The sequence below is a fragment of the Longibacter salinarum genome, assembly GCF_002554795.1.
Classification (GTDB): Bacteria; Bacteroidota; Rhodothermia; order Rhodothermales; family Salinibacteraceae; genus Longibacter; species Longibacter salinarum.
In genome coordinates this window covers 579,916-598,960 of the sequence record NZ_PDEQ01000002.1, presented here as the reverse complement: position 1 = coordinate 598,960, position 19,045 = coordinate 579,916, and the positions used below count along the sequence as shown (strand labels likewise).

At 56.7% G+C, this 19,045-nt stretch carries 11 protein-coding genes; 3 read left to right on the top strand and 8 right to left on the bottom strand.

Annotation, left to right across the window (positions count from 1 at the left end):
- Window positions 1-839: 839 nt before the first annotated feature.
- Window positions 840-5,090, bottom strand: a complete 4,251-nt coding sequence (locus tag CRI94_RS05790) for a sensor histidine kinase (protein WP_098074708.1) — start codon at window positions 5,088-5,090, stop codon at window positions 840-842.
- Between the two features lie 51 nt (window positions 5,091-5,141).
- Window positions 5,142-5,591 (bottom strand): DUF4783 domain-containing protein, encoded by a 450-nt coding sequence (locus CRI94_RS05785; protein WP_098074707.1) that lies wholly within the window; start codon window positions 5,589-5,591, stop codon window positions 5,142-5,144.
- A gap of 552 nt (window positions 5,592-6,143) precedes the next feature.
- On the opposite strand from CRI94_RS05785, the gene CRI94_RS05780 reads away from it, so the two are divergent.
- Window positions 6,144-7,106 carry a 2-hydroxyacid dehydrogenase gene (locus CRI94_RS05780; RefSeq protein WP_098074706.1) on the top strand — a complete coding sequence of 321 codons (963 nt, stop codon included), beginning with the start codon at window positions 6,144-6,146 and terminating at the stop codon, window positions 7,104-7,106.
- 30 nt (window positions 7,107-7,136) lie between these two features.
- Here CRI94_RS05780 and CRI94_RS05775 read toward each other — a convergent pair whose 3' ends face one another.
- On the bottom strand, window positions 7,137-9,644 hold the full coding sequence (locus CRI94_RS05775; protein ID WP_098074705.1) for an endonuclease MutS2: 2,508 nt from the start codon (window positions 9,642-9,644) through the stop codon (window positions 7,137-7,139).
- A gap of 224 nt (window positions 9,645-9,868) precedes the next feature.
- The gene (locus CRI94_RS05770) at window positions 9,869-10,876 is read right to left on the bottom strand and encodes a sugar phosphate nucleotidyltransferase (RefSeq protein WP_098074704.1); all 1,008 of its coding nucleotides are present in this window, start codon (window positions 10,874-10,876) and stop codon (window positions 9,869-9,871) included.
- A gap of 691 nt (window positions 10,877-11,567) precedes the next feature.
- Here CRI94_RS05770 and CRI94_RS05765 point away from each other — a divergent pair.
- Window positions 11,568-12,251 carry a YiaD family glycine zipper/OmpA-like lipoprotein gene (locus tag CRI94_RS05765; RefSeq protein ID WP_098074855.1) on the top strand — a complete coding sequence of 228 codons (684 nt, stop codon included), beginning with the start codon at window positions 11,568-11,570 and terminating at the stop codon, window positions 12,249-12,251.
- 337 nt (window positions 12,252-12,588) lie between these two features.
- Entirely contained in the window at window positions 12,589-13,476 is an 888-nt protein-coding gene (locus tag CRI94_RS05760) for a tetratricopeptide repeat protein (RefSeq protein WP_098074703.1), read from the top strand.
- Between the two features lie 179 nt (window positions 13,477-13,655).
- Here CRI94_RS05760 and CRI94_RS17640 read toward each other — a convergent pair whose 3' ends face one another.
- From CRI94_RS17640 to CRI94_RS05745, 4 genes are all read right to left on the bottom strand, one after another.
- Complete coding sequence (locus CRI94_RS17640) at window positions 13,656-13,823, bottom strand: hypothetical protein (protein ID WP_179862181.1); 168 nt, start codon at window positions 13,821-13,823, stop codon at window positions 13,656-13,658.
- 141 nt (window positions 13,824-13,964) lie between these two features.
- Window positions 13,965-15,356, bottom strand: a complete 1,392-nt coding sequence (locus CRI94_RS05755) for a nucleotide sugar dehydrogenase (protein ID WP_245846091.1) — start codon at window positions 15,354-15,356, stop codon at window positions 13,965-13,967.
- A gap of 315 nt (window positions 15,357-15,671) precedes the next feature.
- Window positions 15,672-17,528, bottom strand: a complete 1,857-nt coding sequence (locus CRI94_RS05750; RefSeq protein ID WP_098074701.1) for a hypothetical protein — start codon at window positions 17,526-17,528, stop codon at window positions 15,672-15,674.
- A 531-nt stretch (window positions 17,529-18,059) separates the two neighbouring features.
- Window positions 18,060-19,040, bottom strand: coding sequence for an NAD-dependent epimerase/dehydratase family protein (locus CRI94_RS05745; protein ID WP_098074700.1), 981 nt, complete (start codon window positions 19,038-19,040; stop codon window positions 18,060-18,062).
- Window positions 19,041-19,045: the final 5 nt, after the last annotated feature.

The window sequence follows — 19,045 nt, the reverse complement described above, 5'->3', positions numbered from 1 at the left end:
TGGGTAATATCCAGTGCGGCGGTTGGCAGAGCCGAACCACTCCACGAATCGGTGAGGAACCGGCACAAGGCCTTCCTCAACGCCGTCGAGCCAGTTTCCGTAGCCCTGCGAACACTGTGAAAGCGTGACAGATCACGCGCTACAATCGCGCATCCAATCCAAACAAATAATATTCTCGTTTGAGAATACGAAAAGGGTGTCAGGGGATGCGATAGCAGCACTTAAGCAGGGTCGAGTAAAATCAAAACCAACCACACGAAGTGCGCTCCCATCCGCTTCGGGAGGCACTCTAAAGTGATTTGGTTCAGACGACATCTGCAGACCGACAGCCACTTTCACACGAATGACAATTTAGACAGCTGATGAAGAAAATCAACTGAATCGAGCCGATCCGTGAACAGGATCTTTACAAAAACCTCGATTCAGGAATATAGAAGATGGCACTCGCCAGCATTTCCCGTTACAAATAACAGACAATAATCATCTCTTCGCGGATAAAATCATAAATATACCGCATTAAAGGACGGTGCAGCACGCCTGATGCCCACCTTTAACTGAAATCGAGTTGCCTCCCTCCAAGACAACTGAAACAAAATGTAACCAAATTGAGACGACGTGAATTCCCCCACACTGAAAGACCGCAGTCAACCCTTCACTATATGTGACAAGGGAATATTGATGGTATCACTTAATTGCATGACACCCTGAGGAAAGCACGAATACAGAGCGAAATATTGAATGTAATACCTTACATATACGTCGGCATGCTTTCACAATACGCAGACTCGAACTCCCCGAATCCATAGCATGGGGGGAGCGACATGCATCGTCAAGCCTGGCTAGGCTTCTACCGGCGCCTCTTCGGAAAGGGGAAGGCGAATCCGGAATGTTGTCCCTTCACCTTCAACCGTCGAGAAGTCGATCTGGCCGTCTAGCTCTTCGATGCTTTTGCGCGCGATCGCCAACCCGAGCCCGGTTCCACTCGTCTTCGTTGAGAAGTTTGGCTGGAAGATTTTGTCTCGTAGCGACTCCGGAATTCCTGTCCCATTGTCTTCAATCGTGCACTTGACGGACGGTAATGCGTCCCCTTCCCCCTGCGTTGGTAGCGTAGAAAGTACGATTTCCCCTTCGCGGTGCTGAGGAATGGCTTGAATGGCATTCTTGATCAAGTTGATAAAGATCCGCCGCAACTCTTCTCGGTCGGCCTCAACGACCAGAGGGGCATGGTGTAGGTCCAAAATGAGATCTACATCGTTATCTTCTTCCCTCATCAACCGGGTTGCCTCGCGAATGACCTCATTCAAATCTAGAGGCTCGGGGACCCGAGTTGGTAGGCGGGCAAACGACGAAAACTCATTTGCGATGCGTGCAAGTGCTTCAATCTGCTCGATAAGTGTCCCAGTGATCCGCTCGAACATCTGTGCAAATCCACCGTCGTTCGATGTCGAATCATCCGATAGATGCTCCCGCTTGTACGCACGTCGAAGGTGCTGAATCGACAATTTCATCGGCGTCAGCGGGTTTTTGATCTCGTGTGCTACCTGCCGCGCCATTTCACGCCAGGCGAGTTCGCGTTCCTGCTTGGCTAGCTTCCGCCGGCTCTCTCGCAATTGCTCCCGCATTTCGTTGAACGTCCGAACGAGATCACCAATCTCGTCGCGTGTGTTCACGGGAAGAGCTCGGGCGAATCGACCCTCGCCAACAGCTTCCAGCCCCTCGCGAAGCTGGGCAATCGGGCGTGCAAGAGCATTTGCGAGCAATAGTGCCGTCAACATCACCACCACGACCAGGATGAGGAGCGCACCAAACAGATACGCGAGCGTTCGGGCCTGCTCCTCTTCGATGCGCTCCTGCTGAGCGAGTGTCGGCACCGCCAGCACGTATCGCGGCGACCCATCCTCTCCCGGAAGCGCCTGATATCCAACAACGTACCGGAAGCTTCCGACATAGCTGGGAGCCGTCGCAAAACGATAGCGATCATCGTACAGCGCTCGATAAACGTCGACCGGGAGACGGTCATCTACGAGCCGATCACGGACCAATCGGGCACGACTGGTACCCTGAAGTTCGGCGCCGTCGTACAAACGGAGATCGAGTCCAACCCGGGCCGCGAGAGAGTCGAGATCGATCCGTTCCGCCACCCGATACATCATCTCTCCCGGTCGCGCTTCGAGGGCAAGCGTCTCCTCGACCCGATTCAGATGATCATGGAGTCGACGTTGAATGACCCGCTCATTTTCACTCGTCACAACCTGTACACCGACAACACCGACCGCGATCATCGACACGACGCCCACGGCGAGAAACGCGCTGAGAACCTTGTCTCGAAATCGGACTGTCGGTGCGGGGAGAAGGCCACGCTGATAGCGACCATATAGCCCCAAAAGGTAGAACAAGAAGGTGACGAACAGCCCGGCGATCGTCAGCCGCAAGATGTAGTACAGATGATCAAATGCGAGCACCGAGGGAATCCGAACGGCAATGGTGCGCTCTTCCGCTGTCTGCGTCCCGCCTTCTCGCGTTGGAGCCGCCGATGCGTTTCGGTATAAGGTGAGATAACGGGCCCCTCGAACGGATTCGCTCTTCCACTGAAGCGAGTCCGCATCCAGCGATGACCGGAGTTGAGCCTGAAGGCGCGCTCGACCGAAATCGCGTCCAAGGCTGCGAACCAGAGCGCCGTCACGAAATTCGGCGAGGGACAGCTCAGCATAGAGATCGGAGTACGATCCGTCCGGAAGCAGAACCGCCGGTACGCCCGTTCCAGCCCCCGGTAAGAGAGATCTAGGTTCGGCTCGAACGAGGATCCAGCCGCTTGCCCCCGGACCTTCCTCGTCACCGTCTGCTGAAGGCTCGACCGGAATCAAGCCGGCGTAAAGCAGATTAGGCGTACGCTTGTCACCTGCCATACCCTCAAGCTGTTCAACCAGTGGGCCGGAAGGCGACTGAATGCGATAAAGGCTCCGCAGCCGCTGAAAGGCACTGAGGTCGCTGGGCCGAGGCGATGTCCGGCGCGCCCGGACCCCCGATGCGGTATACCGCCACTGTGGAGTCCCGGCCTCATCGACATAAATCAGACTCGCCTCGTACGTCGTAAGAGACGCAAGCAGGGACCGCTGCACGAGCCGAGTGGCAACCGAATCGATCGTGGTGGCTGGAGGCCGGTCGGATTCGCGAGAAGCTGTGGTTACCTGCAAAGGCGCGGCGGCACCACCGGGCGTCCGAATTCGATCCGAGAATGAAGCAGACAGCTCCTGTCGAGACGATTTGAGCATCTGCTCGATTGAATACAGAACACGGGGATCTCGCCCTTCCTCGAACGACATCGCGGCCCCACGCATCCGATCCCGGCGCTGCGTATCCATGCCCATATATAGCATGGGGTACAGCAACAACGTGAGCGCCAGAACGGACGGAAGAAGCCCTCTCAACGTGAGCTGCCCGACTCCACCGTGCGGCCAGAGAACTCCCAGCGTTGCGGCAACCAGGACAATCCCCGCAAATGTCATCACAACGGGAATCGGCACGGCCGGACTGGCAACCGGAAGTACATAAAACCCGGCAATTACGCCCGTAACGACGAAGGTGATGCCGATGATCGTCAACCCACGGGGCCAACGCGAGGGCCGATGCTCAATTGCCACACGAGTCGCCATCCAAGCGACGGCTGTCCCCGCGAGAACGGCGGATACGGCGAGCAGAAAAAGCGAGCAGAGCACGATCATCACAAGCGGCTCTGGAAGGACCCCCGTCCGCGAGAAATAATCGAGTGTGCTATCGAGGACCGCCCGCCGGACAACGTTCGAGAGCATCACCACAAGGCCCATGATCAGACCGGTAGCCGCAGCGATCGTCAGAAAGAAACGTAGCGGTCGCGGGTCATCCGATTCGGTTTCGCTGAGACGTTCGGCAAGCTCTGCGAGTGAATCGGTCTCGGGACGCGTTCGGGATGCGAGGTGAAGAAAAGCTGTCGCACTTACGATCGCGAAGATAGCGGTGACGAGAAGATCGCCGGTTGACTGCAGAGCGCCCCATCCAAGAGTAGAGGCTAGATGCGTCGGATCGAACAACGCCGCCAGTCGCGATGACATTTCCATCCACCGCCCCGGCACATCCAAATCAACCATCACGTACCGCAAACCGACCCATCCGACTGCAGCCAGGAAAAACCACAGAAGACGTAGCGCGGCTCGATCACCATCTGCGTTCTCCGTTGACCTCCCTTGTGCCTGATACGCTACCCAACATCCTGCGACCGAGCAAAACACCAGGAGGCAAATCCACAGCACAATCAGGTCATCGAAAATCGCTGTCTGGACTTCGATGAGGCGATCCCCCGACGGAGGCCGGACCGTCACCACAGCCAGGGACTCTCCACTCACACCTTTCAGAGTGTGCTGTGCACGGTTCGACGTGTCCGTCCGGGCTGTTGCGAGATCGCCGTACGTAATCTCGATCGCTTCGTCCGTGAGTGTCCGCCACTGCGACTCGAGGTCAAACGTCTCAATGTATCGGTTTTGAACGGGCGGATGAAACTGGATGAGCTCGACCGCACGAACGGCACCTATAACGAGCCCCTCGTGCTCCACCGGCCACCAAACGGCAAGGGCCCGCCGCACGTCACTGTCGGTTGCTATCGTCGTCCGAGGCGAAACGATCCGTGATGGCGTCGAGAACGCGATGGATTCACGCGCCGGAATCGATGCCCCCTGCCAGGCAAGAAGAGCTCCGGACGCGGATCGAACCTCGACGCCCGTGCGCTCCTCTAAACGAAGCGAACTCACCCGGCGTAGCAGACGGGTTGGGCGTTCACCGGCGACGTTCCATGCGGACAATGCCCGAATGACCGTCGAATCTCGCGCCATCGAACGAGCACGTCGAACAAGCCGGCTGTGCCGTTGCTCGAAGTCTTCTTCGATCGTGGCGAGCGCCTCGGTGGCAATTCGCTCTTGCCACTGCGATTCGGACGTGCGTACGGTTGCTTCCGTAACCCGACGAAGTTGCCATGTCAAGGCAAGGGCAACGATGAGCGCCAGGCCAACACCGAAGAAGAGGCCATATCGTCGCCAGAACCGGGAAAAACGAGAGCGCATGATGGAGGCAAGAGTCGCAGAGCGTTTGCGCGAACAGGCGCAGACCGACAGCTACCGGAGCGGCTCAACGCGGATCTCGTACAGCTTGTGGCCACTGCGGCTTACAAACCGAGTGTAGACATGCATCGGCTGCTCACTCCGTGAATACCAGAACCGACCGGTCACAAAATAACTTGCACCAGCCTTCGACACGTCCTCGATCTCGAAGCGAGTGGGGTCATGCTCCTGAAAAAATGCTCGTAGAACGTACATAGCCTGCGACCGGCTATAATATGCCCTCGTTCCTGGCAAGCTGACCTCGATTCGGTCTGCGGTCTGTTCGAGAAGCAGATCAGCATCTCCGTTTTGAAACGAGTTCGAGACTCGAGTTATCACCTGTTCTGGTACGCCGGACGTGCTGTCAGCAGATTCAGATGACGTATCTGCCTCCTGGGCACTCGCCACCGTACTCCCCATTGCAGCAAAAACCAGCATGCAGACCATCACTTTGAGGAAACGCATACAGTGAGGGTGGTCCGAAAGAGAAAAAGAATGACGTGGAAGAAGAGGATACGGCTCGTTTAACCATTACACAAAAGTAGGGCCATCAGCTTTTTGAGCTCGTTACGAACGGTCGTCCCCTGGACCGTCCACTATCGTATACGACCCGTGTCCACCCTGTTGGACGCCTGCTTCGGTCCCAGCGACAACAAACATCGGCGCGTACGGGAAACAGCTCAAGCATCGGCCCTAGGTACCGGACAGTTTGGTTCCACCACGGAATGGTTCCGTGCGACTTCGAGAAACGGACCGCGTCAGCCCCACACGTCTCGGAAACGAGGCGTTATCGTCGAGAAATGACGCACTCTCACACTCCCATACCCACATACTCCCGTCCATGTCGGCGCAGCCGCGCCGGGGAATGTGGAAGTGACGTGGGTACCAGTGAAAGTGTCCGGTAGCTAAGCATCGGCCTTTACCTCGCCGCTTTGACATTCAAACCCGCCGCCCGCTCTATAGTAAACGAACGCGGATCAATTTCGTCCTCCCATCCACGCCTCTCCCACTTCTGTCATGGCCCAAATTGTCGTTACTCGTCCTCTCGTCGACGGTGCACTCGAAGGCCTCGCTTCGCATCACGATGTTACCGTCGGCTCACCACCGTCTGGCGATGGACTCAGCGAGCAGTCGTTGATCGATCGTATTGGAGACGCACGTGCCATAATAACAACGGTTGCCGACCCCATCACCGCTGATGTTGTCGCCGGCTGCCCTGGCCTTGAGGTGATCGCCCAGTATGGGGTAGGACTTGACAACGTAGACCTCAATGCCGCCGCAGAAGCCGACATCACAGTAACACACACACCGGGTGTACTCACGGACGCGACAGCTGATTTTACGTGGGCGCTGCTTCTTGCTGTTGGACGCCGCGTTCTGGAAGCGGACGCATTCGTACGAGAGGGTCACTTCGAGCGGTGGGAAACGAGAACGATTCTGGGCATGGAACTCGCTGGCAAAACGCTCGGGATCATTGGTCTCGGGAGAATTGGGGCGGCGGTCGCCCGCCGGGCATTGGGCTTCGGCATGGACGTCATCTTTTATAACCGATCGCCTGCCAACCCTACGGTGATCCGTGAATCCGGGGCAACGCCCGCTTCTCTCGAAACCGTTCTTACATCGAGCGATGTGGTCTCACTTCACTGTCCGCACAATGAAGACAGCCATCACCTTCTCGACTTGGAGGCGCTGAATATGATGAGACCAGAAGCTCTTCTGATTAACACGGCACGCGGGCCGGTGATCAAAGAGGCTGATCTCGTCGAAGCGCTAGATGCCGGCATGATCGCTGGTGCCGGCCTCGATGTATTTGAGGAAGAACCCGATGTCCACCCGGGCCTCATGAATCACGACCGCGTCGTGCTCGCTCCCCATCTCGCCAGCGCAACGGTCGAGGCTCGCATCCGCATGGGTCAGATGTGCGTCGAGTCACTACTCGCCTATTTTGACGGGGAGGACGTGCCGCATCGAGCCCGGTAATTCGTATGCGCGTGTGGCCCGCCAGCCGTGCTACGCCAGATCCGCCAGCGTGACGCCTGCCCCGCCCTGTTCGATCGGAGCTTTGCGAACGTCCTTCACGTCGGAGCGGGAACGCAGATCGTCGTGAATTGCCTGCCGGAGTGCTCCTGTACCTTTTCCGTGGAGGATCTCGACGGTATTGAGTCCAGCTGCAATAGCGTCATCGATAAAGTGTTGAATCCGCTGACGCGCCTGCTCCACGCGTTCGCCTCGGACGTCGATCGTCGGGCTTGCCTCAAGGGCCGTCATCGAAATGTCGGCCCCGTACCCTGTTTCAGGCTCCTTCCGCGGACCGCCGACTTTCGTAAGCCGGTCGAGGTCCACTCGCATGTGCATCGCTCCCATGACAACAACCGCTTCATCATCCTCAACCTCCTGGACATCCATCGTCGTCGAGCCGTTGTCGAGCACGACGCGATCGCCCTCCCGAATCGGACCGCCTTTTTCCTTCGGGGTGGAAGAACGTGACGCGCCATCTCCGGATGTCGGGCGGGTGGCACTGGACCGATCACTCTTGGATGGTTTCTCCGAAGGTTTTTCGCTCGCGCCGCGAGCTTCGTCAACATCCTCTCGCAGGTCCTTCTTGTAGGCTTCAAGTTTCTCGCGGGCGTCCTTCGTAGCCTCGCGTTCGGCCTCCGACTCTTTGATCTCCTTGATCGTCTGCTCTATCCGAGCATTCGCGTCTTGAACAATCCGCTCCGCTTCTTCAAGTGCCTGCTGCCGAAACGAGTCGCGCTCCTTCTCGATTTTGCGCCATTTCTGCTCGAAACGCTCTTTCTCTTTTTCGGCGTTTCGCTTCTCCGACTTGGCCTTGTCGAGCGTTTCTTCGAGCTCCTGATTCCGTCGCTCGAACGTCGTGATCAGGTTTTCCATTGCCGTCTTCTGCTCACCGGCAAGGTCACGAGCACGATCGAGAACCCGTGTCTCAAGCCCCATTCGCTGGGCAATCTCGAAGGCATACGATGAACCGGGTACCCCCTGCTGATATCGATACGTCGGACGCAGGGTATTTTGATCGAACTCCATCGACCCGTTTTCTACGCGGTCGGCCTCATGGGCATATACCTTGAGGGTGCCGTGGTGCGTCGTCACGATGGTACTCGCTTCCACAGACGTGAGGTGTTCGAGCACGGCTTGAGCGAGCGCGCCCCCCTCGTCTGGGTCCGTCCCCGTACCGGCCTCATCGATCAGGACGAGCGTATTCGAACCTGCGTTCTTCAGCATGTGCCTGAGGTTCGACACGTGCGAACTGAACGTTGAAAGGTCTTCTTCAATCGACTGCTCATCGCCGATGTCCACCATCAGCTGGTGGAAGAGCGAGAAGCGGGAGTGCGGCGCTACGGGAATCGGCATGCCATACGCCAGCATCAACGACAGCAGACCGACCGTTTTCATTGCGACAGTCTTACCGCCGGCATTGGGCCCTGTAATCACCAGCGTGTTGAATTCATCGCCGAGACGCAAGTCGAGCGGCACAACCTCCCTCGGTCCGTCTTCATCATCCGCCACAACGGGATTTGACGCTCCCTGACCTTTTTTCTCCGCTTCAAAGTGAAGCTGAAGGACCGGATTGCGACCGTCTTTCACATCGATAATCCCGTCATCATTCAATTTCGGGACAACCGCTTCGAGGTGATTTGCCAGACCTGCTTTCGCCTGAAGCAAGTCGAACTGCGCGAGTGCTTTCAGGTTGTGTCGCATCTCCTGACTATGACGACTGAGATGAGACGTCACCTTGCGTAGAATCCGCTGCACTTCTCGCCGCTCGTCACTCTTGAGCTCATTCACCTCATTGTTGAGCCGCATACAGGCCGACGGCTCGATGTACACCGTCTGCCCCGTCGCGGAGGTGTCGTGAATGAAGCCGTCCACCTTTCGCTTCGCCTCCGCCCGGACGGGGATCACCATCCGCCCCCCGCGGATCGTCGCCTGCTCTTCCGTCGCCCAGCCCTGATTCATCGCTTCGCGCAGGGCGCTATCTAAAGCCCCCCGGAGCTCGTTGCGTCGCTTCTTAATCTGACGCCGCAGTCGTCCCAACTCCTCCGACGCATCGTCGCGGACCCCTCCCTCCTCGGCAATGACCGTGCTGATATGCGTCTCGACATCCTTGAGCGGAGTGATTCGCTCCACCGCAGACGCCAGACTCGGATAATCGGAGCGGCGTCGGTCGAAGTACGATTTCAAGCGTCGGAGCGTAATGAGGACCAGACGCACGCGCCGCAAATCTTCCGGGTCGACATACGCATCTTCCGGCGCTGCCCGCTTCATCACCTGGCGAAGGTCGAAGATGTGATTCAGCGGAACGTTTTCGTCGTACTGAAACGCCGCCTGCAGCTCCTCAACGCGCACGAGTTCATCTTCGAGCCAGCCCATTGTTCTGGCCGGCTGCATGCGGTCAAGCCGTTCCTGCCCGAGAGGACTCATCATTCTGTCGGACAGGCGCTGACGAAGAATGTCGAAGCCAAGCTTCTCTTCAATCGAAGCTGGATAGGTTTCCATCGGGGAACGGCGCTAAAAAAGCGATTCGTGTTCGTAGAAGGATCAAATTCTGCTGCATACGAACGATCTGCCGGTCTGCTTGCTCCGCCACAGGTGGATGTGGTCGGGAAACACACACGGTGTTCGTCTCAAAACGCCAGATTCCGAGCAAAATAAAACGACCCGACGCAGCGTGGTCGTACACGCCGATTCGGGTCGTTCCCATGCTACAATGTCTTCAAGACTCAGCCGGTAACCTCAGAATGGTCACCGATATTCACTGTGCCGGTCATCGCCTCGACGACGGCGTGACGTCCAACAATCGAGTCTGACAACACGCTCACCTCGACGTGAGCATTGGGATACACGATGCTATCGCGCACCACGGCATCCCGGACTGTCGCGCCTGCTTCCACCGATACGTTCGGTCCAACGACCGCGCCGTCGATCGTTGCCCCAGGTCCAATGTATACCGGGTCGTGAATGATGCTGTCTTTCACGGTTCCCTGATGGAGGTCGCCTTCCTCCTGGTGGAGAATCCGCTTCGTCGTTTCCAGCAGTGCGGGAATCGTTCCGCAGTCCATCCATGCGTCGACCCCCTCCGTCGTAAAGCGTTTTCCATTCTGGAGCATGCGATCGAAAGCATCGGTCAACTGCAACTCCCCACCTTTGCCCCGAATCTCGTTGTCGATCAGGTACCGGATCTCGGTCTGCAGATCCGCGAGCTGCTTGACGTAGTAGATCCCGATGATGGCTTCGTTCGAGATCGGCTCATCGGGTTTTTCCACCAGACGCGTAACCCGGTCCCCTCCCTCTCCGCGAACCGCGACACCAAAGCGACTCGGATCATCGACGTGCTTGACCCAAACGACCACATCTGAATCGCCCAGGTCGACGTCGTCGTCAATGCGGAAGAGCGTATCGGCGAATACGACGATTCCCTCTCCCTTGAGATGTTCACCCGCACATCCGACCGCGTGTGCCGTCCCTTCGGCGCTCTCCTGCACGGCAAACTCAGCCGTCATATCACGCGCCTCGCAGATCTGCGTCAACTGATCTCGTATGTCCTGACCGAAGTCCGGTCCGAGCACGAAAACGCCTTCGTCTGGCACCTCGGGTAGGACACGAGAGAACGTGTCGACGATCCGTTCGACGATCGTGCGGCCCTTTACCGTGAGAAGCGGTTTGGGCGTAACATGCGAGTGCGGCCGAACGCGAGTGCCACGACCGGCCATTGGAACGATCAGCTTCATAGGATTGGGTGGTAGGAGTGAGGATCGTGAGTTGCTGCCGTTGCAATCGGGCCGGTGCGAGCCACTTGCTGGGCCACAACCGGATTGCCGTACAGAATACGCCGGGTGACCGCACGAATGCCAACGGGAAACGTGATCCCTGTGTGTATCCTTCCGCCGGCGTATGTCTCAGTAGACAGTTTTCTGACGGCTGTGTCTGCCAGAGTATACGTTCCCGCCAAACTGTCAAGCATATCTTCGGGTACAAGTCACGGCTAAGCCAGCATTCACACGATGATAAAAGTGTCGAGTATCGCCCAGCAACCCCTCCAGAGTCCGCTCCCGGCCGATTTCAGAATGATCCTGATGGTAATTAGACTTACCGCAACGGTACTGCGTGCTCCGACAGCCAAACGTTGGCACGTGCGTTGTAAAATGGAGGGGTGCAGTAAGATTACCGAAGTTTCCGGGATCATAAGTTCGGCGCGATTCGCTCGACGCGACTCATTCAGATGTGAGCACGGGTGCAGCGTAGGTACCGTGTAGGATGAAGACCGCACACGGGCGTATACGGCGGAAATGTACCGATCCTCTTCGCAGCGAACAGATGGATCTTCTACATACGTAAGGCTATCTAGCAATAGCCGAAGTTCGGTTGACACAACGAATGCTTCGGTCTCACCCAGACTTATTCATTATTCTGCACAGCATTATGCAACGACTGAAACGAACGCCCCTTTCCGCTATTCTCGTTCTGGCACTCGCCCTGGTCACCATGACCGGGTGCAAAAGCCTGAGCAACACGGAAAAGGGTGCTATCATCGGTTCGGGAGCGGGTGGTGCCGCTGGTGCAGCCGTCGGTAAAGCCGTTGGTGGAACAGCCGAGGGCGCCATCATCGGTGCCGTCGTTGGAGGCGCTGCCGGTGCAATTATCGGTCAGCGTATGGACAAAAAGGCCGAAGAACTCGAACAGGAACTTGCCAACGCAGACGTTGAACGGATCGGAGAGGGTATCGTCGTAACGTTTGATAGCGGTCTTCTCTTCGACTTTGACTCTTCCGCCTTACGTAGTGGCGCGCGCCAAGACCTTCGCGACTTCGCAAGCAGCATGCAGGACTACCCTGAGACGGAGATTCTCGTGGTCGGTCACACCGATTCGAAAGGCTCGGCAGATTACAACATGGGTCTTTCCGAGCGGCGTGCAGAATCCGCAGCGGACTTCCTGATCAATCAAGGAATCTCTGCTGATCGCCTGCGCACTGAAGGTCGCGGTGAGACCGAGCCCGTTGCAACGAACGATACGGAAGCCGGCCGTCAGCAAAACCGCCGTGTGGAGGTTGCTATCTTCGCGAGCGAAGAATACCGCGAGGAAGTCAAACGAGACGCGGGTAACTAGTAGATTCCGATAGACGGATGGATACAAGTGGTGTTATCGCAGGCCCCTCTGTGGTGCCTTAACCGAGTCGCCACCTCGCGCTCCATCCCATATGATTCTCTGGATCCCCCCGGTTCAAATTGGACCGGGGGCTTGATCCGGACGAAGGCGACGATGTACGATTCGTCAACCTTCAACCGTTCTTACCGTCGGATCCACTCCAGGGGCTTACACCCTCTTGGTTCCGGAACCCCGACGTGACTTAATCGCTACGAATCAGGGTCTCCTTGCAGCGCTGCCACGCCTGCGACCCATCACCCTGATTATCATTGTATTTACTCCCAGCGCCATCCCACCTATGAACGTGAATGTTCGACATATCGCACGGAGCCTGAGTCGCCGTGTACTCGTTCCGGTCCTCGCTCTCGCTCTTGCCCTTGTGGCAACCCCCGTCCTGGCTCAGGACGGAAGCCAGGCGAAAGTCGAGGAATTAAAGAAGACATATGCGGCGGCGATGCAGGCGGCCAAGCAAGGCAACGCTCAAGAGGCGTACCCAAAACTTGAACAGTCGCTCCAACTCGCCAACGAAGCCGAACAGTCCGGCGCTGCTTCTCAAATCAAGCAGAAGATGGTGGCGCTACCGAAGCAATGGGGCAACAAGGCGCTCAAGGACAAGAACTATGAAGAGGCGCAGATGCACTTTAGGAAAGGTGCAGAATATGCTCCCGACGACGCCTACATGCTTTACGGTATGGGCCTCGCTCAAATCAACCAGGAAGGTAAAACGACGGAAGCGATCCAGACGCTTCAGAAAGCCATTTCGGTTGCTGAGGAGAATGGCGATCGCCGTACGGCCAACACGGCTCGCGAGCGTATCCGCCAAGAGTTCGTCTCCCGCGCATCGAAGGCGCTGAACGTGCAAAATCCTGGTCCAAGGGCCGCACAGGAAGCGCTGGCAGCACTTGACGAGATGCGCAACTACGTGGACCCCAGCGCGAAGTCTTTGTTCTACCGCGCGACTGCGCAGTATGCAAACGGCAACGCCCAGGAGGCAATTGCCACCGCACAGCAGGGCCTCGAGATGCATCGCGGTAGCCGAACCTCGGCTGCGAAGTTTCACTTCGTGATCGCCGAGTCGCAACTCAAGAACGGCAACAAGGAAGCGGCCTGCGCTGAGTTTGAACAGGCAGCGTTCGGTGACTACAAAGCCCGCTCAGAGCACTATCTCGAAAACGAGTGTGAGTAACGCTTTACCTGAGCAATACCCGCCGGCTCGCTAACGCTCTGCCGGTGTAGACAAACGAAAGCGCCCGCGCTCTCTATCAGAGCACGGGCGCTTTTTTGTTGCTCGTCGTGGTCTCTCGGGAACGATGCCCAGAAACGGCACCGCTGCAGACATCATGAGCGACCCAATAGGGTCTCCGGTTAGCGCACCGTGGATTGGGTGCCGGCATAGAGAAGAGCCACGAGCAGAATCATCGGTACGATCACGGCGCTTATCGTCATCCACTCGAGCCCCGTGCCGGTGGCTTCGGGGATGAACGCCGATGTCGCCGACTGCTGTACAATCGTGAGAGCAAGAAGAGAAGTCATGGCTAGGCAAAAAGTCAGAGGGGAAAAAGGAAGGACGCTTGATCCGTATCACCGAGTCAAGCCAGCCTCAGCAAGGTGAGAAACCGTCAAATACGCAATGCGAGCAATAGAGGCTACTTCCCGGATCGTGGTGGTGTCTGATTACGCGTCGTCTGCAATCGGCTCCAGCGCCGTCATGGTGGAGTCTCCGCCTCCGAGGAGATGGATCCGTTCACGAAGATCCGGGTCCGTGATGTCCGCGAGCATATTGCGCGTATCCACGATCGAGCGAGCTGATGTCGCAATCATCTCTACATCAAATGCATCATGGTCCGTTACAACTACCACGACATCATGCTCGGCCACGGTTTCGGGCGTGCACTCGACCTTTTCGATCGCTCGCGACGAGCCGTCTCGATACCGTACGTGGTACTCATCGACATGTGGATCGGCGAACCGGATTGAGCCCACGTTTTTCTCTTCCAGCAGCTTTATGATTGTCTCTGCTGGAGAGTGACGCGTGTCATCAACATTGCCCTTAAATGCTACTCCGAGAATGAGAATGTTCGCGTCACGAAGTCGAATCGGCTGATCTGCAACAGCACCGATTATGGCCTCGGCCACGTAAAACGGCATGCTCTCGTTAATACGAGCGGATAGCGTGATGAAGCTCGTTTCGAAGTCGTATTTACGCGCCAACCAGGAGAGGTAGTGGGGATCAATCGGAATACAATGGCCGCCGAGACCGGGGCCCGGGTAGAACGGCATGAATCCGAACGGTTTCGTTGCCGCCGCCTGAATGACCTCCCACATCGATATTCCGCCAATCCGATCACAGAGGCGGGCCAACTCGTTCACGAGCGCGATGTTGACGGAGCGGAAGATGTTTTCCAGCAGCTTCTCCATTTCGGCAACCTTCGGGTTGGAAACCGAATAGACATGCTCGATGATCTCCTCGAGCGCAATCTGAGACACATGGCCGCACGTCGGTGTCGTCCCCCCCACAACAACAGGCGTGTTCGCCGTCGTCCACTCCTCGTTCCCTGGGTCAATCCGCTCCGGGCTAAACGCGAGAAAGTAGTCTGAGCCGAGCGTAAGACCTCGCGGATCTCCCTGTTCTTCAAGGATGGGCTTGACGATGCCTTCGGTCGTATCGGGGTAGGTTGTGCTCTTCAGGATGACGAGCTGGCCGGGACGCAGATGTTCTGCAATAGAAGCTGTTGCCGATTCGATGTATCCCGTGTCAGGGTCTTTGCTCGCCGTGACGGGCGTGGGCACACAGATAAAGAATACGTCGATGTCTCCACACGCGTCAAAGTTCGTTGACGCGGACAAGAGATCGCTTTCGACCAGACCTCGCACCTGGTCGTCGTCAAGATCATCGATGTAGTTATCACCGCGGTTGAGTCGATCGACGCGGCTTTCATCCAAGTCGATACCGACAGTCTTAAAGCCTGCAGATGCATATTCAACAGCCAGTGGTAGCCCAACGTATCCAAGGCCGATAACACCGATGGTTGCCTCGCCATTATCGATCTGCCCCAGTAAATTCAAAGCTGCCGGAGACAGGGATTCTGGTTTACGACGGGACTCATCGTTAGAAAGTCCATTGACCGAAGACTCACCGGAGGGTATAGATCCGTTGGAGTGCATAGATGAGGCAGAATGAGACGAAGACATTGTGCTAACGACGTGCAGAATCGGAAAGTAGAAGGAGATACTGTTGGACGCAACTCTGTTACAGAAGCATCCAAAGAAGGGGACGCTCACAATACGCTATGTGCAAATACGTTCCGTGGCAGCGAAGAGAGAAGTAGCCCCACGGTGTAGCCAGTTCCCGGATTGGTATACACCAACCAGCCCCATGATCTAGGCGGATATAGGGAGATTCGGACGAGCAGGGGCTGTGCTACGCACGTCAACTGATTCAAAGTCCACGTGTAGCCTCTTACAACTCACGTTCAGACGTTCCATGATATCCACCACCTCTCTCAGGCGATACGGCGGCAGGTCGGCTGTGATGAGAAGCACTTTGATGTCGTGATTCTTGCAGATCTGTTCTATGTCTTCGAACCCACCGAGGACCGGCAATCCCTGCACGGTCAGTCCGATTTTCAACGCATCGTCGTCGACAAATCCGACGGGGCGGAGGTCGAATTGGTCGTTGTGCCTGATCATGCGTACGGCCATAGTTCCGTCGCCCGCAGCACCATACAGAAGGGTCGCCGCCCCCGCTGCTCGCTTTGCTGCAAGGTACTGACGTAGCCCACGAAATCCAAAGCGGACCCCGGTTACAGCGATGGTTACCATCATCCAGTCAATAACAAGAACACCGCGCGATACGAGATCAGCCCCAAACATGAGGGCGATCATGCCCCCTGTACCGGCCGTCGCCGCAAGCGTTGCGAAACCGGTACGTAGAAGTTCGGGCGTTCCGGCATACCGCCAGATGCCTCGATACAGGCCAAATGCATAAAAGACCGCGATTTTGATGCTCACCACGAGCGGAAGCACCTGAACCATTCGATCCGCGTGTGCGGGCGGTACCCCAGATTCGAAACGGAGCGAGTGAGCAACGACGAAAACTGCACCAACGAGGACCGCATCGGCCAGGATACCGAACAGCGCTTTCCAATGGTGCCCCATCAGACGATGCAACACATGCAGCGGACGAACACCACGTGGTGGGGCACCGTCACCCGACACGTCACCATAAACGTTGGCCCGTCCAAGCTGTATTCCCAGGACGATCAGTGCGACAATAACGAATGCAGTCAAGGCAAAAAACAGCCGCTCACCTGCATAGAGAGCGGTAAGTGCTGCGATACCGGAAAGCAAGCTAAGCCCGTACAACATAAGGACGGCGTGACGCTCAGAAAGACCCAAGAATACCAACCGGTGTGACGAGTGGTCGCGTCCGCCCTGGGAGATCGGTCGTCCGGATAGCTTGCGGACTAACGTTACGAGAGTTGTGTCAAAAATCGGAACCGCCAGGACAGCAAGCGGCACGAGGGACACTGCGACCGGACCCGCCGTCACAGATTGGGCCTGGATAATGAGTCCGAGTGCGGCGAGAACATAGCCGAGGAAGAGACTCCCACAGTCCCCCATGAAGATTTTCGCCGGCTTAAAGTTATACACCAGGAATCCCAGCGCAGCACCAACGACCGGCGCACCGATCGTGATAGCGAGCGAACTCCCCGCCATAGCAGCATAGATAACCATGATAGCCGCAGCAATCCCCGCGATACCCGCAGACAGCCCATCCATATTGTCCAGCAAGTTGATCGCATTCGTCACCCCGACCACCCATACGAGTGTGAGAGGCAACGACAACCAGAACGCCCAGTCTTGGCCGAAGGAATAGCCAGCGTACAGAAGAACACTCGTCGCGAGCACCTGCGCAGCAAGCTTCGCCGCCGGCCGGATTTGCCACATGTCGTCAATGAGTCCGGTAACGAACATCAACGTCGCTCCGCACCAGAGAATCCATACATCGGCTACGGGTGCCGTTACGAAGACGGCTGCGGTTGCACCAACATATAGGGCAATGCCGCCCATAAGCGCCGTTGACGACTCATGCCACCGGTCCTCGCGCGGATGCGCGACCCATCCCAACGTACGGGCGAACCAGATAACGAGCGGCGTACACGCTACAACGGTAGCAAACGCAATAGCCCCACTCAGTAGCGGACCCTTGAATGTGTTTGTTAAAACCTCAAGCATAGGCTAAGACGATAAAACGGCGCTAATCATGCCACGAAAACAAGTTTGTGATTCGCTCTTGATCTTGAGACAAGAGAAACGGGCAATACTCACCCGGGCTGGTGTGATTTAGTATAACCAAAGTGCATGCTTAGATACCCAAAGCCCACCTTTCTTAAGCAAACCTTGACCCTTTCATCTTTTAATCACACGAAAACATATAAATACGATTCATGATTCCACGTTTTTGAACTCGGCAGAAAATGAACTCGAAGACAGTGACTTAAAATGATGGGCCCCGCGGCGTCGTGCATCCTCCGGATCGTTAATGTCGACGGCTTCAAACGTTAGAACACGTAAAGCCTGATCAGAACCCAGTGGGGCGACAAGAAAGCCGACGTGCATCAACGTAGCCGCGCATAAACTACGCCCCGTAACAACATCCCTAAATAAAAACTTCCGTCCCGGGATGTCTAGCCAAGCGGAATTACGGGATTAGCGACATTAATGCTGGGAATTTCTCGCAGGATGAACCAGCCCCGTGACCCATTTTCACGCCTCACGTACGGCTGCGATAACGTCCTGGAGTATTTCGTCTGTCGGTCGCCCTGGGATGAAGTCAATCGTCTCCCGCAGCTTGGTCACGTCCGGTGTACGACGTCGCATGTCTTCAAACCCAGCGCCGTAGACTTCTTCATACGGAACGTAGACGATGTTCGAGTCCGAGTCGGTGAGTGTACGAACACGTTCGGCCAGATTGCGAATCGAGATTTCGTGGCGCGAACCAACGTTAAACACCTCACCGCGGAGGTCGTCATCGGAGGCAAGGAGCCGCTGCACCGCCTCCACAGCGTCGAATACGTGCGTAAAGCAACGGGTCTGCTTCCCATCGCCGAACACGCGAATGTCTTCCCCTGCAAGAGCTTGACGGACGAAGTTCGGGATGACCATCCCGTATCGGCCACTCTGCCGCGGGCCAACCGTATTGAAGAACCGGAGCGAGATCACGTCGAGTCCGTGTTCGTCTGCATAGGCCTTGGCCAGAAACTCGTCCATGGCTTTCGAGCAGGCGTAGGCCCAGCGGCGTTTTGACGTGGTACCGAGCGTCCAATCATCCGTCTCACTGAGCGCGTCGAGTTCCTCGTCTTTCTGCATCGCCTTGCCATACACTTCAGAGGTCGACGCAATAGCGATCTTCTTATCGTGCTGGTGAGCCAATTCCAGTACCGTTTCCGTACCGCCGACGTTCGTCTTGATCGTCTCCACCGGCTTCTCCATTACGCGCTTCACCCCCACAGCAGCCGCCAGATGAATCACAACATCTGCCTTGGAGATTGCTTCATCGAGCCGAGACCGATCCAGAACGTCGCCCACAGCAAGAGAAAAGCGGGGGTTTTGTTCGAGATGGGCAATGTTGCCCCGTCGCCCCGTCGAGAGGTTGTCGTAAGCGAGAACCGAGTGATCGGCATCGAGAAGTGCGTCGGCAAGGTGACTACCAATAAAGCCGGCGCCTCCCGTAATGAGGTAGTGCATAAAAA